The sequence below is a fragment of the Marinobacter sp. L-80 genome, assembly GCF_056859395.1.
The window spans coordinates 23729-40182 of the sequence record NZ_JBSXOI010000069.1; the positions used below are offsets into that span (position 1 = coordinate 23729).

Sequence of the window (16454 nt, forward strand, 5' to 3'; positions counted from 1 at the left end):
AACACCTATGGTCCAGTTGGTGTGCGCTCTGGCTGAGCATCCAGGGAAAGGTCTTGCCCCAAAGACAAAACAAGCTCGCGATTAGCGACCATCATCTGCCGAAAGCCAAAGGCTATGATCTCTGAGGGTGCTTCAAAGGCGACCTCTTCACGTTGATCGTTTTCAAAGTCAGCCCCAAAAAAATATCCTGGCACACCCTTCAGCCGAGCCACGTTCTCATTTACTGGCTCGCAGAGTTGCTTTACAGCCTCCCTGGCAATCAATAGCGCAAGACCGACCTCTGAACGAGCGTCGATAGACTCTATGGCCCGGTAACTGGAAGCTGCCTCGGCATCAGAGAACTCTTCAACAGGTTTCAATTGAAGACCATCTCCAGAAGTATTTGATTTGGCGTACCCACAATCCCAAAGCCTTGCACCATATTGCGTTACAGCTATACGATCACTAGCAAGCATGAGTGAAGATAAACCACCCTGCTCACCAACCACTGCATCGACAAAATCTAAAGTGTTATCACCATCAAGCTGAAGCTCGTAACTGGTTAAGCCCTCCAGCTCCATGGCCCTCCTGAAAATGCTAGCTGCTAACTGCGTTGTCTTGTCTTTCATATCGACCTTTGCCGAAACATGCGATAAAATAACTGAAGCGCCAAATCAAGGAGCATGACTGAATGATAAATCATTTTGTGGCAACCGGGCAAGATGAACTGCGAGAGGAGCTCTCCCTTCTCGTCCAGCTTTATCGGTCTTTCCTGAATTTTTCTCCGCGCCATGGAAGAGGAATAATGGGGAGGTACAAAAAGACATTCTTCCTCGATCGAGCCTTTTGCAATCAGCTTGGTTTTATGGCCGGAGAAGAGGAATTTATTATTGGTCTCCCGTCTCAGAAATATGACGTCGACGTTTACGAGTCTTTCAGCAAAGTACAGGCTTGCTCCGGATTTCTGGTGCACCCCCTTGAATACTTGTTTCTCGTCATGCACGCAGGGAACGAGGACACCAGGCACTCGAATACCATTGCTGTCGCACTCCCCTTCCCTCGGTCTTTGCACGACAAGTTGGCTCATATCGGTCGCGTAACCTTTGTCAAAATGAACGAGCAGAATGAATACCTTGGAAGTAGAGCAGAGACCGGCGATTCATTTGAAATAGAGGTACGCAAGGATAAGTCAATGTTTTGGGAGCGCCGATAAAGCGCTCCATCCCATCAACCCATTCCTCCCGGTCCACCCCGGCTGGGGCCCTTAGCCGAGGGGTCCGCGACCCCCTCATAATTTATCTCCTCAGGGTTGTGGTGAGTAACGTCATACCCATCAAGTCGAGGCCTGGCTTCATCGTTCATTAGGGCCGGCATTCTCTCCACCATGGTCAACACTGCCTGAGGATCTGCGGAAGATCGCGTTAAAACCATGCAGTTGTTGTGCGTGGCACTGAAGTCCATATCAGCGAACTTACCCTCTTTCATCAGCATTACATCGCCCTTCTGTACAAGCGTTGCAAGCAAGCCATCGGATGGCCCAAAGACTTTTATGTTTGTAAGCCCACCCGGCGAGAGATCCACTTCGACTTTGGTTTCAATGCCAGCTCTACCAGCATTTGAACTGATAGAAATAGATTTGCTTTCTTCATTCACAGAAACACGGTAGGGGATTTCCTCGCTGACCACTTCATCCATGTCTCCGTCCGTGAACCAGTTTTTATCCTCGTAACGAAGACTTCCCTCGAGCCGAGCATCTTGCGCCTGACGCACCGGTGAAACATCAAGATCATCAAGGTTTACTTCCATGCCTAACTGATCACGCAACTGGTCGACTACAGCATGCTTAACCATATCCTGAAGCTTGGCATCATCAATGCCTTTTAAACCCAGCTGGTTACGAATTTTGCCGAAATTAATGCTGATGTCTGCAGGTTGGTATTTGCTCATGATGGATGCTCCAGGCAATAATCAAAAAGGGTTGCGCGTCTCGTTATCGCTGCGCTTCGTGCTGATCTTTAAAATCTCAGGACGCTCTGCCGGTTCATTGCCGAGGTCATCTAACTCCAATGTTTTGCGAAGCTCAACAAGTGATTTCGACCTCCGCTCAATCATTCTAATGATCGGCTCGAGAACGCCGGCTTTTGAAAGGATTCGCAAAAAGAACTCCATATTCATGCCAGCTTTTTTGAGATTTTTGAGCTCGGACAGGTCCTCAACTTGCAGCTTGTCGACATAAGGCTTGCCTTTCTCATCAGTGCGGAACACCCCGTATACAGCTCTATCCCAGCTGGGCTGATTGCTACCAATCGATTTGATGAACTGAACTTTTGATCTGCGGGGAAGTGCACTTAGGAGCTGGAGAATTGCTTCTGCAATTCGCCACATAGGATCGTTAACCTCGGGAGGGTCTTTCAGCTCGCCGCCGCGACGAAGCTCATTATGGAGGTCTACGCAAACTGCCGCGGCATCACCTTGAAGGTCGACACCCTTTTCAACTGCTGAGTTGACCGCATCTGCAAAGAGTACCTCCGATACAGACTGGAGTCCTTGGGCTTTCGCCGCTTCCTCGGCTTTCTGAATGTGTACTTTTCGCTGGAGGTCGGCGCCACTGGCCTCAACCTGTACGGGCACAATGGCCGGCTTAGACTTTGTGTCCTTACCAACAGCGTAAAGGAGATAGCTCTGCTTCTGACTCATAATTCTTCCAGTTGAACGATCTGGAAAAATCATAATATAAAATAAGTTTTATGTAAAGACGTCAAAGCCCGAGCGTGCGATCAGAAAACTGCAGCTCTGCATTCGGACTGGGATCGGGGGTCAAGCTATTCTCGAATTTCGAGAGATCTAATTCTGCGAGTTTAAGCGCCTTCTCAATTTTTACTGCCATTTCAGGTTGAGGATCGAGGAGCGTTGCTTCAATGGCCCTTGCGATATTGGGCTCAAGCAAAGCCGGAGCCTCCAATTTGTGCTTGTGCAAAAATGCAACGCCCCTGGAACTCAGACGCCCATTCCTGTCGATCAGTGGTGAATAATTCTTGGAAAGCGCAGCCCATGAACTTGGGTGACCAATACCCTGCCCTGATAAGGTTAAGGCGATGGAGGTTTCCTTGTTGATCGGCAAAGAATGAGAGCGAGGAAGTACCCGTGGCGCCCCCTCCAAAATGTCTGTCGATAACGAGAAGGTTGAATATGGATAGCTGTATGTCTGCCCTCTGCACTCGGCAATTGTAGATGTATATGCTTTCCCGCCTTTAACGACTCGAACATTGGTTCGTGATTTCTGGTCACTCATTGCGAACAATGTCGCATTACATATAAAGCGATGAAGGGTTTGTGCTAACTCACTTCTCCTACCTAAAGCCCGACCTCTTCTGGGATGGGAATCAACGTATCGAGTGACATAGATTCCAGGATGAGGCGCCCTGTTTGACCAAGGCTTTTTTTGGCATTGATTCTCGAAACCTGATTCGTCGGCCAATATTTCGAGCGCATCGTGCGCTGAATTGTTGAGAGACATTGAGTCTGTTCTGAAATAAGAAATATCATCCGAGATGTAGAGCTCTTGTAGAGCTTCGAAGGTTTCGGTAGGGGTTGCGCCAAGCTCTGGGCCAAGAGCGTATAAGTGACGAAGCTTTGGTAGGTCTCCTGGTTTTTCGTGGTTGAAACTTACTTCATTATCGGACACATCAAAATACTGCTCCAAAAATGCTGCCTCACCGAAGTTCTCCTGATTATGAGTTAAGCTCGTTCGTTTAGTGGTGGGCAGTGGTGACCCGGCAGCAGAGCCCAAAAGAACTCCGGCGGTTCTGCTTAAAAACATTCCGTCATTACCGGAGAAACCAAGAAGGCGATCAAAAATTCGGCGAGTTAATGCTGGTGGTTCTGCAGATGAGACGATTCGGAGATTTTCCAGCGCAGAGGAAACCGATTTCGGCGTAAAGTCGAACATCTCAGCTCTGTAGGTTTTTCGATCACCCCGGATCTGCCCAATGGTCCACGCAATCAGGTCCCCCTCCTCATCCGGGTCCGTAGCCACCACCAAGTCGGCCGCCATCAGATCCTCTGAGATAGACTTGCAATGATCGGGATTAACCGCCTCGAATCTTTCGACGCCAAGTGACTTGGTAATTCCCATGTTGCTCGATGGAAGATCAAAAAGTCGCCCGTATGTCGCAATAACCTTGGCTTCTACCTGGTTCGCTCGAAGGGCCCGTTTGAGCGCTGGAGCTTTGTGCGGAGATTCGATGACGATAATCATCAGTCGAATATAGACCAATCATCGGAAGATTCGGTTGATGTCCCCTGCCCTCCATTAATTCCCGGCGTGGAGACGTTTTGCCTCGATTGATCAAGAGAGTTTCGTGCAGCATCGCCGGCACCACTTTTGAGGTCATCGGCCAACTGAGACCTTCCCTCTTCAGTCGCCAATTGACCGAGCGTATTGGTCAAATCGTTATTCAGTGTGCGATCGAAAGAAATGCCATTCTCCAAAGCATCAGATATTCCGCTCATGTCAACGCCTGTTTGTTCACCGAATTGTGCGAGGTCTTCGGGAGAGACGACCTCACCAATCGCACCTAAAGCACCCTCTAGACGCTCGTTAAGTCGACCTTCAAGATTTGAAACAACACCTTGAATGGTACGACAGGCGTCATTCCCGCTCGAAGAGTAACCGGAGCCAGTTTTCTTTGGCAGACCATCAAGCGAAAGGGAGATGTCACACCCTTCGTTTGGATTGGTGTAATGATAAGGACTGGCCTCTCTTTTAATTGAAAAGTCGAGATCTTCGCAGTCTTGCATAACGGCATTACGAGGCGCTTGTTGAGCCAAAACTTCTGCGTTAGAAACCAAGGCGGTAACAAGAAGGATGATCAAGCCTGGGTACCTTTTAGGCATACTCTGAAACCTCTTCTGCGGAACGAACAAATGAAGAAAGCTGGAAGCCAACCTTAACCATGAACTGCACCCTGTCCCGAACTACCTTGGCGCTGCTGACATCGCCATCCCTTGTAAGGCAAATGCGATTTGCAACCATGAAGCACGCAGTACCAGACCCAACCTCGTTCTCAGCGAGTGATCTTTGAAGACTATCCTTTTCAAGGAAGGCCAAGGCGGCAATGCATTCTCGGAACGGAACAGACGCGAGGCAACTTATTAAATCCCGAAAAACATCAGTTTGTTCTGGCGAAGGGGGTATCTGAACAACACCTGGAAGGGATGACTCAATGCTGTCGAAGAGCTCGGGAAGCTCATCCCTTTGGTATACCCACGTCTCTCTCTCTTCTGCTGAAGCGAGAACTTCCTGAATTTGCGGGCTGAAATCATTCCAAAACCGGGTGATGTCTGATTTTGATAAAGTCTTGGATGCCACAAGCCACCTTGTCTTCGAATTAGATTTAAATTATAATAACATTAGTTTCAACTCAGGACAAGCAAGGATTAATCGTGAGCTTCAGCAAGAATCTTGGCGATATGTTGTTTAAAGAAGGGTGGTCGCTTGGCCCTTTATCCGATTACGTTGGTCCAGAGACTGAAAACCGGTTGCTGGAATTCACTGGCTACGACGACAGCCAACAGCGAGAAGAGTTATGTCTTGACGGCCTTAAGCAGGCTCAAGTTATCTCCCAGAAAGAATATGTAGAGGCTTTAGTCAAGGGGATGGTGCCAAGTCAGGAGCACGCTGATCGAAGGATGCAGCCAGCACCACAAGTTGATGCAATTCTTCCCAATGGCAAGAAGGTTACATTAGGAGAAAAGGGCAATGAGCCGAAATTTACTGGTTAGTTTGGTCTTTGGTTTTTCGGTCTTAGCTTTCACTCCTGTCAAGCAGGCCGCTGCCGGCATACCTGTCATAGATGCCACTTCCGTTACTGTTGCCCTCCGTAAGTTGGTAACTGACGTCAAGTCATGGGCCCGTGATGAGGCTTTGAAGCGAGCAGGCATGGAAAACGATCTCCAAATTGCAAAGAACCAAGAAGCTACAGATACGAATATTGCAGCCAATACCATTATTAGAATCACAGATGCTCTTGAAGAAACTCATAACAAGGCCATGGACGCGCAAGTGACACCAAGCTTCATGGCGTGTAAGAACGTATCAGTATCTCGGGCAAGAGATAGCGCAGAAAGATCTTCAAGAGAAATCAGCTGGCAGGCGATGGCCGATTACTGGAATGACGAATTAAGACCGCCCGGAACGAGCCGCAGTGGTTACCGCCGGGAAAAGAACGCACAGATAACTGCAGAAATGGATGCCTTGAATCAAGAATTAAGCGGTACCGGAAAAGAGCAAGCGTTTTCAAGAGCCGATGTTTTTTTGCGCGTCGGGCCTTACAGCAATGACCTGGTGTATAGCGACGCAGAAGTTAGGTCAAGCGAACTGTTCGTTGATCTTTTGGTCGGACCCTATAGTGAACGCGCAGAGTTGCTTTTAGGTGATAAAACTCTTGAGGAGCTCACAGAAAAAGAAAGAATTCAGCTTGCTCAAGCAACCATTAGAAAAGGTGCTGTTCGGGCCATACTTGAAAAGATTAGAGCTGATTATTTACCAGACGATCAAGGCAACAGCATTGCACTTGCGCGGGAAGATTTCATCATCAACAGTCGTTTTGCGAACGACGAATGGCATAAGAAGATCACCTGCACGTCCCAGACAGGTGACCCTGGGAATTGCGCTAATGACTCCATCGTATTGAAAGAAATTGCAGTCATGATGGGGCAAGAGCTAGAGCTGGGAAATGAGCTCGTCAAGCAAAGGCGTTATTCGAATATGTTGTTGTCCTTATTGGCGACAGCCGACGATATCGAGGGTCAGTGAAGCTCATGATTCGAGTACAGATAGCAGTAGCACTGGCATTCCTTTGGGGATATCCGGAAATAGGCTTGGCGCAGCAGATTGACCCAAATTTGGGCGCCGCACATGCAATGAAGCAAGTCGGTGGGCTTGCCGCGCTTATATGGGCAGCATCAGCTCTCGGGGGGTTGCTGATGGTCGTAGGCTCTATCAACAGATGGATGAAAGCAGACACCTCAGAGCGGGAGACCATGGGTCCGGGTAAATTATTGACTGGAGTATCTATTGGTACGCTAGCAATCATGCTTCCTTTCGTTGTTGTGATTGGCGGAAATTCTTTCTTTGCGCCGGAAAACCCTGTCAGTTCAGTAGAATTTCAACGTATAGCTATCGATGGTACACTGGCTCAGGCGGAAACCCTAAGCATCCAGACAGGGCCAGGCAAGTATGTGCCAGCTGGCGCCTTGATAGCCTTCTACGGAATTCTGATCGCTATCGGCTTGATCTCTATTTATATGGGATTAAAAGATGCCTACATTTCCATTATGTTTGGAAATGATATGTACGGAACAAGCCTGCCATTTAAGACAGGGAAAATACTTGGACACTTTGTTTTTGGTTTAGGTCTTATATTTATCAACAAGACGCAATGCCTCTTGGTGCTTAGTTTTGGTGGCTCGCAGAGTATGTGTTGGTGAATTTACTTGATATATAAAAATTCTAGCTCAAATTGTGAACGGCAAGAATTAATTGATAATGGATAGTGATAAATGGATACGACTAAATCCGCGGTAAATTTCACTAACGATGGAAGGCATTCCGATTCCAAGGGAAAAAGAGCATTTGATTGCCCGCATGCAGAAGGAAGCCGCACAGCAATGATTTCGCTTCATGGCTTTTGGCATGGTGTAACGGAAAGTGATTGCCCCTTTTCCGCTGACAGCAATGAAGCCAATATTTGGCTTCAAGCCGTTTGGGTTAGGTGTGGCTGGCGCTGTGCTGATCTAGGTATTCCCATGGCGTCAGGTCTCCCAGTGAATCGTGGGGACGCTCATCGTTGTACTCCGTCATCCAGGATTCGGTCAGCTCTCGGACTTCGGTGAGGTTCCGGAAGACATACATATTCAGGATCTCATCACGGTAAGTCCGATTGAAGCGCTCAACATACGAGTTCTGAGTGGGTGTGCCTGGCTTGATAAACTCCAGCTCGATACCGTGGTGCTCAGCCCAATCTGCCAAGGCAATCGAGATGAATTCCGGTCCGTTATCCATGCGTAGTTTGGCCGGGTAGCCTCGCCAAGCAATGATGCGCTCAAGAACTCGTATGACCCTCGGTGCCGGCAGGTTCAGATCAACCTCAATAGCCAGTACCTCCCGGTTAAAATCATCTACCACGTTAAACGTCCGGAACCGGCGACCACAGAACAGGCTGTCGCTCATAAAATCCATGGACCAGCATCGATTAACGGTGGCTGGCACGCTTAATGGCTCCGGAGTTCGTGTTGGGAGTCGTTTCTTGCCCCGTCGTCGTTTATTCAGGTTGAGTGCACAATACAGCCGGTGGACCCGTTTGTGATTCCATCCATGGCCCCAGCGTCGCAGCACCTTGAACAGCTTGCTGAATCCGTAGGCGGGATAACGTTCAGTCGCGCTTTGAAGCGCTGCAATCACCGGTTCATCCCGGGAGGTGTCCGGCCGATACCGGTACACCGTGTCACTGATGCCAGCGATTCGGCAGGCCCTGCGGATGCTGACACCGTGAGCCTGCTTGAGGTAATCCACCAGTTCTCGTCGAACGGCTGGCTTTACAGCTAATGGAATGGTCCGCTCCCACCTTCCATAATTTTCGAAGGCACACAACCAAGGAGAGCAGCTATGTCAAACAACAAAAACGTTGCGACTTTCGGAATCGATCTGGCCAAATCACTTTTTCACGTCTGTGGTCTGGATGCTGACGGCAAACGAGTCGTCAGCAAGAAGCTCAGACGAACACAAATCGTGACGTTTTTTGCCAATCAACCACCCTGTGTCGTGGCGATGGAGGCCTGTGCAGGTGCTCACTGGCTTGGGCGCAAACTCAATGGATTGGGCTTCCAGGTTCGAATTCTACCCGCTCAGTATGTGAAGCCTTTCGTGCAGAATCAGAAAAATGACGCCAATGATGCGCTGGCAATTGCTGAAGCCAGTCAGCGGCCATCGGTTAAACCGGTACCGATCAAGACCCAATCTCAGCTACACCTCCAGGCTCTTCATCGAGTGCGCGACCGTTTGGTGAATCAGCGAACTCGTTTGATTAATCAGATACGTGGGTTCTTGTTAGAGGAAGGCATTATTTTGCGCACCGGTGTTGGCAACTTCAAAAGCCAACTTCCAGCAGTGTTAAGCGATCCGTCTGAGGAAATTTCGCCGGCAATGGCTGCTTTGATAAATGAACTTTGGGACGAACTGCTTGGTCTTGAAACGCGCCTCAAATCAATAAATTCCCAGATTGAAGCCTGGGCCTCTCAGGATCAGTCAGCCCGTCGACTCCAATCTGTGCCGGGCATCGGAGCGCTTTCTGCGACAGCTATCATCGCTGCAATTGGTAACGCGGCTCAATTCAATAAAGCCCGTGATTTCTCGGCCTGGCTGAGGTTAGTTCCAAAGCAGCATTCGACGGGAGGTAAAACCACCCTTGGTAGGATTAGTAAATCTGGTAACCCCTATATAAGACGCCTGCTGATACATGGTGCTCGCAGTTGCATGCTGCATCTAAACAGAGAAAAGGATCGTCTAGGGGCGTGGATCACCGACCTCGAAAGACGAATGCCGTTCAACAAGGTTGTTGTCGCCTTGGCCAATAAATTGGCTCGCATCGCGTGGGTAATTCTCACCCGACCAGCCGCCACTTACGAACAGGTTCAAGCAGCCAGACCAGCAAGCTGTTAAACAAATCACACCCATTCAGAGTTTTGCGATGGTATGAACAAGATGAACAAACAGTCGATCGGCATAGCGTAAATCCGGGACAAAAAGCGGGCTCAGAGCCCTTCGAAGCTATTTGGAAACGCTATGTGCGGATATTCATCATGGCCTTGGCGTCAAAAGCGCCTGACTCATGAGAGGCCGGATACATTTTTGCGAACTGTCACTGGTCATCGGTCGTGCCTTGCAAAAAGGGAGCGGACCATACATTTTTTTCGATCACATCCTTCAGCAGTTTGTGATCAAGGCTCAACTCAGCGTACATCTGCTTCAGGCGGCGGTTTTCCTCTTCCAACTCCTTCAGGCGCTTCACGTTAGAAGCCTCCATGCCGCCGTACTTCGACTTCCAGTTGTAGTAGGTCGCATCGGAGATGCCGTACTCCCGGCAGACTTCCTTGACCAGGCGACCGCCCTCGACCTCCTTCAGGATCTTGACGATCTGTGACTCGCTGTATCGTGATTTCTTCATGCTGCTCTCCGTTTGCCTCATTGTAGGTTGGAGAACTCTAATTACGCATGCACCGATTTTAGGGGATGGCTGCAAAAGCAGACGATAGAGCCAGTAGCCACAGGGACCGGCTTCATAGACAAACTGAAGCTGGCATCCAGGGTGTCGGGATTCGAACTGTCGAACCATCTTTCGGATGGCGTAGTGCTGGGTGCCGATAGCAACGAGGTAAGTGACCGGTTCCGTTCGAGAATCTGTGGCGTAGGCCACGGAGATGGAGTCTTTGTGCGTATCCAGGCCAATGAACACTGTGCTATGTTTTTCATGGTGCTGCCCCCCGATTTTACGCATGTGAACACGTAAATTATGGCTCTGGCTGAGGCTAACCCACGAGGTGGGGGCAGCCCCCTTAGTGGGGAGTCATAATGTCTATGGCAGAGACCGGTTCAACTGGAGCCTTGGAGCTAGATACTCAGTACACGGACCTAATGTGTACTGTCAGGTTATGTGGGTCCAAATCGTTGTGATGCTAAGAAAAGTGCGGCAGACAATGGTAATGGCCACTGGGTGAAGGACAACATCAACACCTACTTTTATTACGGAGTAGTTGCAGGGCGAGCTAGGAGAATACGCTTTGGATCTACCGCCCATAATGCGTTCATAACAAAGCAGAAAACACTAAAGGCATAATGGGAAAACGATGATGGACAATTTAGCAGGCCTTGGCCTGCTTTTTTGGGGAGATTTATCACCCTCCGAAGCAATCTACTGAATCAGTAAATGTTACAATAACAGATCCGTTTCGTATGAGGTCTGTTTTTTTAGTTTTGCAATTATTGGACCAAGTTGAGTACGTTCTTAGACTAAATGTTGGATTCGATGAGTCCGAAGCCATGGTGTACGCAGAGGAGGCCGTCGATTGAGCGCTACTGGCTTTGCTATAAGCAGAGTCAGCGCGACTGTAGGCCGAGTTAGCTCGGGATAAGGCTTGGTTTGCGAGACTGTATGCCTGGTCGGCACGGGATCTGGCACCGTTAGCTGTGGATTGCGCCGTCGAAGCAGCATTCTCAGCGTTATCAATACGGTTAACCAGCTGATTCATGGTGGTGACGTTGCTACTCACCTGATTTTGAATGTTAGTGATTTCATTCTGAATTTGTGAAAGGTCAACTGTCGGAGCGTTGAGTGTTGCCAGGTCAGCAAATGAGCCGCTTCTATACCCCTGTAAACTACCGTCAGTATTGGCGCCCGATGCATCAACACCGCCTGAGCGGTTCACTGAGAAACGCGGTTCAGCAACGACAAGAGTCGACGCTGAGAGAATAAAAGATGCTGAAAGGACAGCGAGAAACTTCTTCATTGGTTGCTCCTACATTTACTAACCTAAACTCAATTATCGTTGTGTGTCAGACAAATGAGAAGGAAAAACATCATACCCCACGTAACAACATGTTAACGTGAGGTGCAAGTCAAGCAGATTACGAGCACTTTGTTACTGCCATAACAGCAGCCAAGTCATCTGGTGGGACGATTGTGCCCTGGTCCTGAACAATGCCTTCCAAAACGATTCTCCACGATGCACCTGAATCAACCGCCAATGCCTGAAACGCTGCTATGTTATTCAGCTGGTTTGGCGTTGAACGATCAACACCTGCAAACCGAGAAACTGCGGTGTAGATGGTAGGGTTCAGTCCGGTCGGGCATGTAGGCTTCGGTATCAGCTGATCGTGATTGGCCATATAGACGTCAGTAACCGCCTGGTTAAGCGTTCGACCACGTTGCTTCGAATAGAAATCATCCGAAGCGATTTGACCGTTACCTGCCCCACCAATCAGATCGAGCACAGGCGCGTCTACGGCAACACCATTTGAGGCTTCAAGCAGAAGCTCACCGTCTGCCTGGTTTGCAATGCGCACGTTAAACGTGGTTTCGCTGCCATCTCGGATAAAGAAGATCTCGGAGCCAGATCCACCACGACCATTAAGCCTGATTGCAGTGCTACCAGCGCCATTATCAGCAAGAAGTGCGCTCTGCGTATTATTCGCAGCTTCAAGCCCGGTGGGAGTGCCGCCCCAGAACACATCGTTAGCATCTACAAGGTCATTGGTACCATCACCCATATCAAGGTCAGCCTGCATTGAATTCTGCCCGGTAATTGATAACCAGGGGTCAGAACCATCACTTGCATTATCAACAACAACAGTCATTGCGCCAGTCAGCGGGTCATATTGGTAATCAATGTAGAGGTCTAGTGTTGCATCGCTGATTTGTTTGGTTGAGGTATTGGCGTACCTGCCCTTTGCGATCCTCATTGCAGTACCGGAAAGGTCCGGACGATTCTCGCCACCATACTGAACGGGAGCGCCAGCCAGATTAATATTTGCAGTCACGAGGTTGTTTGCGGCTGCGTTACGAGTAACTACTGTTTGGTAAGCCAGTCCGTATTTAGGCGCCAGATCGGCCCGGAAGTTACACGAAAGGTATCCTTCACCTGGTGCTGTTGTGGCAGGGCCTCCACAGGTACTGTCGCGCAGCCAATCCACCCCGTTATAGGTCGTTGGTCCGACCGGTACCAGAGGGCCCTGGTCAAAGACGTAGGCGGTGACGGCGTTTGCCACGATGGCGATCTCGCCGCCAAGTTCTGACATCGCGTCTTTTTCACGGTAACGCTCAACTACATTGGCGATAAGCGTGAGTATGGTACCGCTGACCGCTAATACGATCAGCAGCTCCAGGATCGAGAAACCTCGTTGCATCTTTCTATCGTGGAAACCCATACTCACGGCAGTCCTCTTAGTTAGCGACGATGTTCAGGTCAACGGGATCAGTTGCGTTACATGCAGCCTGCACCGCAGTCGGATCGTACTCGTCTGACGGATCCGCCTTGATATTGGTGTTGGATGCGTTGGTACCCATTGTCACCGACTCTCGAGCGATGATCCGCACGATTTGCTGGCACGCTTCGCTGGTCAGATCTTCTGAAGTAAGAAGCAACTGCCGGTTGCCGGCGCCGGTGGGGCCGATATCAACAATACCGTTGAAGTTGTTACGAATCTCGGTACCGGCAATCCACTCGGGAGGTACCTGTCCAGAACCAATGAGCCAAGCAACATCAGCATTAGCGTAACTGGAAGCAAGGGAAAACCCTTCTTGCACTGTACCAATCATCTGCAGGTAGGTTGTGGCTTCTTCCTGTGCATCAACAGAGCCAAACAACCTTTCTTTGGCGAAATACAGGCCGCTGGCCAAAAGGCCAATTACAGCCAGAACAATGATCAATTCGATCAGTGAGAAGCCTTTTGCTTTTGAGATTGACTGCATTTGTTTCATGTTTACTACCTTTCGCTTTTATGAATCAAAGACTGAGTGTGTTTAGGGTTAGGCGCCCATGTTCATGTTTGAAATCATCGGGAGGACAACACCTCCGATACCGCTAACTATCCAAATAATGATTCCGGCGATGACAATTTTCATTGCCGTATTTGCAGCCTCAACTATCTTGTCGATTCGCTGCATTGCTGCATCCATGCTTCTTTTTGCTATCTTCTGAACCTGTGTTTCGAATTGATTACCTCGACCATAGACTCGCAGAAGCAACTTGCTCTCACGATCAAATAGGTCCGTAGCTACAGCCGCACCATCGGTCGCACCCTCCTTTACTGCCTGTTCCATTTCGTCAATATGATTCGCCAAGTAGGGTCCTGAGTATTCTTTAATCATGGGTAGAGCCTGACTCAGACGGATTTTCGACTCCATCATGGTGCCAAGTGTGAGAAGAAAGCTGTTGGAGGTGAATATCTGATAGAAATTCCAGGGAGGTAGGAATCGATTTAGATATTTGTCACGAATTGGGTTTGAAAGCCTCGTTAGCATGGCAAACGAGACAACGAAATAAACCACAACACCCAGTAGAATCGGTAAAGTGTAGATCTCAAGCCATTCACCCATGGCGATCAGGCTGGTTGTTCCAGCACCCCACTCATCTTCTGGAACCATTGTTGTGAAACCCGGAAGTACGCCCGTTGCGAAGCCGTAAAGAATTCCAAGGGCAGCACCAGCCATTGCAAGCGGCTTAAACAATGAAGACATTTTTGCTTTCAAGACGGCAGATTGCTGATTAAAAAACACAAGCCGCTCGAAGCCCTCGGCCAGTCTTCCAGTCTGTTCGGCTGACTCAAGAACAAAAAGATCGGTTTCTGGCACGACGCCCCGCAAAGCTTTAGCAATCTCATCACCTTCTTTTAGTTGCCTGGTCAGATACCGATAGAACTGACCACGCTTATCACGAGGATCACGGCCATATTCGATTGCAAGAGCCTCGGCCGTCCGGTAAGGCGTAAAGCCATCCTCAATGAAGGACCCGAGTTGAGAATAAATCTCTTGCTTCATATTGCCCTTCAGCTTCGGGTGAGACTTACGCCGAGCGGAGGACTTTGACAGGAATGGGAAAAATGTTGCTAAGTCCATCATGACCTCAAATGTAGAATTCTTCGTCATGATCAAGCCGCTTGAACTGGGCTTCGATCTCATTTGCACAGATGAAACCATCCTTCATCCGACGAATTGCTGACTCCTGGATCGTTATACCTCCGCTCTCCCGCCATGCCTGGTATGCAGCCAGATCATCACCCTGCTTAATGGCATTGAGGATTTTCATGTTTGGAAGGACCATCTCAGGAACCGACATCCGACCTTTAAAACCGGCGTTAACATCTGGCTTGCCATCATCAGCTTGATTCGAACACTTCGCACAACCGCTGGGATTAGCCACATAGACGGTATCAATCTGGTGTGAAACTGCCTTCTTTACTCGCTCAAACCGCTCCTTTGAGATCAAATCACGCTGGAAAGCATCCTTGACGTGGATGCGGCAATGCGTGCATACCTTCCGGGCCAGAGCCAGATGGAGCATCCCGGCAATAAACTCAGGTGCAGCAAGAGTAAGTCGCGAAATGCCAATGTCCTCAAGGCGAGCAATCTGGGCGAGTGCATTTGAAGCATGCAAAGTGGACCAGACGAAGTGACCTGTCTGGGTGGCTTCAACCGTTACCTTTGCGCTCTCTCTGTCACGAATTTCCCCGATCAGGATGCTATCTGGATCGCGACGAAGGGCTGAGACCAGGTGTGCCGCCATCTTCTCAGGCGAAGAAACTGATGTTTGCTTCGCGTTATAGATGCGATATTCAACCGGGTTCTCGACTGTGATGATGTTCTTCCCGGGGTTCCGGTATGCGTACCCACCGATGATGTTTTTGAGCATCGTGGATTTACCAGAGCCGGTCGTACCGGAGACGCACAAGAATCCGTAGGGATGCTCCATCATTCGAAGGATTAACGCTTCCTCGTCCTCGTAGAGCCCCAGCTTAGTGAGAGGCACGAAGCTACCCTCAGCATTTTCACCACCATCACTGAGGTCATCGAGAACACGCAGAACAACGTGAATGCCATCGCCTTCTACGTTGTCGTGAGCATAGCGGAGCTGGTAATTCTTACCCTTGATCGGGTGGATAATCGAAGCATCCTGAGGGATGCGGGAGTTAAAACCATCCTCAGTTGCCTGGGTGATCGTGTTGAATACTGAACGGATAAACTTGAAAGTTTGCTCGACTGAAATAGACCAGCTGAATTTGGTGATTTCTACGTTTCGAGAGTCAATCCGATATTCAACAGTGACCTTGCCCCGGGCAACCGTGATATGGATGTCCGAGACACCATTAGCGACTGCATCCTCGACAAGCGACTCAAACTGGACATGTTGATCACTTGGTGCCGCGCTTAGTTTGCGCCGGTGTTGTTCCTTTAATTGTGCGTGGAACTCCTGAAAGAGCGCATCCGGCAAAATAGCAATAGTAAAACTTCTACCTGAGGTTTTGACTTTACCCTCAGTAAACGCAAGATCTTCTACTTCCTCAGCGCTGATAGCATCAGATTTCAGAAGCCAAAGCGACCCGTTACTCGCCTGGAAGACAACCGCCTTATCGGCAACAGAATCTGAAATGATGTAGGGCCGCTTCTCATCGCCCGAGCTATTCTTTACATCCGAAACCCGAATCGAGAGCAACTTTTCGGGAGTCGCAATTTCTGCAAGAGAGGTGTACCGCTTGACGCCCGACCTTGTTGTTGACGCAACTTTCGGTGCTGATTTTTGTGCATCAACAGAGCGACCGCCAACGACAGACAGCGAGGGCTCAGGCTTCTTGCCTGCCCTTGTCTTAACAACAATGCGCTTCTTCGTTGGCCTGTCACTCATTTCAAATGCTCCGCTGGACA

General features: G+C 49.3%; 16 protein-coding genes and 2 pseudogenes. 5 read left to right on the forward strand and 13 right to left on the reverse strand.

What is annotated here, in order from left to right; translation table 11 throughout:
- Positions 1-5 precede the first annotated feature (5 nt).
- Positions 6-608: a hypothetical protein gene (locus AC13E3_RS12790; protein ID WP_136630205.1), complete on the reverse strand. Its 603-nt coding sequence runs from the start codon at positions 606-608 to the stop codon at positions 6-8.
- 62 nt (positions 609-670) lie between these two features.
- Between AC13E3_RS12790 and AC13E3_RS12795 the strand changes: the two genes are divergently transcribed.
- Entirely contained in the window at positions 671-1192 is a 522-nt protein-coding gene (locus AC13E3_RS12795; RefSeq protein ID WP_136630206.1) for a hypothetical protein, read from the forward strand.
- A gap of 14 nt (positions 1193-1206) precedes the next feature.
- On the opposite strand, the gene AC13E3_RS12800 is transcribed toward AC13E3_RS12795, so the two are convergent.
- The 5 genes from AC13E3_RS12800 to AC13E3_RS12820 form a co-directional block, all read right to left on the reverse strand.
- The gene (locus AC13E3_RS12800) at positions 1207-1926 is read right to left on the reverse strand and encodes a hypothetical protein (RefSeq protein WP_136630207.1); all 720 of its coding nucleotides are present in this window, start codon (positions 1924-1926) and stop codon (positions 1207-1209) included.
- A gap of 21 nt (positions 1927-1947) precedes the next feature.
- On the reverse strand, positions 1948-2676 hold the full coding sequence (locus AC13E3_RS12805) for a hypothetical protein (protein WP_136630208.1): 729 nt from the start codon (positions 2674-2676) through the stop codon (positions 1948-1950).
- Positions 2677-2737: 61 nt separating this feature from the next.
- On the reverse strand, positions 2738-4237 hold the full coding sequence (locus AC13E3_RS12810) for a DNA topoisomerase (RefSeq protein WP_136630209.1): 1500 nt from the start codon (positions 4235-4237) through the stop codon (positions 2738-2740).
- Complete coding sequence (locus AC13E3_RS12815) at positions 4237-4854, reverse strand: hypothetical protein (protein ID WP_136630210.1); 618 nt, start codon at positions 4852-4854, stop codon at positions 4237-4239. Before AC13E3_RS12815 ends, AC13E3_RS12810 begins: the two co-directional genes overlap by 1 nt.
- Positions 4855-4867: 13 nt before the next feature.
- Positions 4868-5350 (reverse strand): type 2 periplasmic-binding domain-containing protein, encoded by a 483-nt coding sequence (locus tag AC13E3_RS12820; RefSeq protein WP_136630211.1) that lies wholly within the window; start codon positions 5348-5350, stop codon positions 4868-4870.
- Positions 5351-5424: 74 nt separating this feature from the next.
- Here AC13E3_RS12820 and AC13E3_RS12825 point away from each other — a divergent pair, with 74 nt between their 5' ends.
- Genes AC13E3_RS12825 through AC13E3_RS12835 form a run of 3 tightly spaced genes read left to right on the forward strand, consistent with a single transcriptional unit; the run spans position 5425 to position 7470 of the window.
- On the forward strand, positions 5425-5763 hold the full coding sequence (locus AC13E3_RS12825; protein WP_136630212.1) for a hypothetical protein: 339 nt from the start codon (positions 5425-5427) through the stop codon (positions 5761-5763).
- Positions 5741-6796 carry a hypothetical protein gene (locus AC13E3_RS12830; RefSeq protein WP_136630213.1) on the forward strand — a complete coding sequence of 352 codons (1056 nt, stop codon included), beginning with the start codon at positions 5741-5743 and terminating at the stop codon, positions 6794-6796. Before AC13E3_RS12825 ends, AC13E3_RS12830 begins: the two co-directional genes overlap by 23 nt.
- Entirely contained in the window at positions 6793-7470 is a 678-nt protein-coding gene (locus tag AC13E3_RS12835) for a hypothetical protein (protein ID WP_153637278.1), read from the forward strand. The genes AC13E3_RS12830 and AC13E3_RS12835 overlap by 4 nt, the downstream gene beginning before the upstream one ends.
- A 280-nt stretch (positions 7471-7750) precedes the next feature.
- Here AC13E3_RS12835 and AC13E3_RS12840 read toward each other — a convergent pair.
- A pseudogene (locus AC13E3_RS12840) lies at positions 7751-8584 on the reverse strand (IS3 family transposase); the annotation flags it as partial.
- Positions 8585-8647: 63 nt separating this feature from the next.
- Between AC13E3_RS12840 and AC13E3_RS12845 the strand changes: the two are divergent.
- Positions 8648-9700, forward strand: a complete 1053-nt coding sequence (locus tag AC13E3_RS12845) for an IS110 family RNA-guided transposase (protein ID WP_482902093.1) — start codon at positions 8648-8650, stop codon at positions 9698-9700.
- Positions 9701-9947: 247 nt separating this feature from the next.
- Here AC13E3_RS12845 and AC13E3_RS12850 read toward each other — a convergent pair.
- The 6 genes and pseudogenes from AC13E3_RS12850 to AC13E3_RS12875 all read right to left on the reverse strand — a co-directional run.
- Positions 9948-10205 (reverse strand): annotated as a pseudogene (locus AC13E3_RS12850) (transposase); the annotation flags it as partial.
- Between the two features lie 727 nt (positions 10206-10932).
- Positions 10933-11544 carry an alanine-zipper protein gene (locus AC13E3_RS12855; RefSeq protein ID WP_153637279.1) on the reverse strand — a complete coding sequence of 204 codons (612 nt, stop codon included), beginning with the start codon at positions 11542-11544 and terminating at the stop codon, positions 10933-10935.
- 118 nt (positions 11545-11662) lie between these two features.
- On the reverse strand, positions 11663-12961 hold the full coding sequence (locus AC13E3_RS12860; protein ID WP_194839003.1) for a type II secretion system protein: 1299 nt from the start codon (positions 12959-12961) through the stop codon (positions 11663-11665).
- 16 nt (positions 12962-12977) lie between these two features.
- Entirely contained in the window at positions 12978-13514 is a 537-nt protein-coding gene (locus tag AC13E3_RS12865) for a prepilin-type N-terminal cleavage/methylation domain-containing protein (RefSeq protein ID WP_136629901.1), read from the reverse strand.
- A 48-nt stretch (positions 13515-13562) separates the two neighbouring features.
- Positions 13563-14681 carry a type II secretion system F family protein gene (locus AC13E3_RS12870; RefSeq protein ID WP_169054494.1) on the reverse strand — a complete coding sequence of 373 codons (1119 nt, stop codon included), beginning with the start codon at positions 14679-14681 and terminating at the stop codon, positions 13563-13565.
- Positions 14659-16434, reverse strand: a complete 1776-nt coding sequence (locus AC13E3_RS12875; RefSeq protein WP_169054493.1) for a GspE/PulE family protein — start codon at positions 16432-16434, stop codon at positions 14659-14661. Before AC13E3_RS12875 ends, AC13E3_RS12870 begins: the two co-directional genes overlap by 23 nt.
- Between the last annotated feature and the right edge of the window lie 20 nt (positions 16435-16454).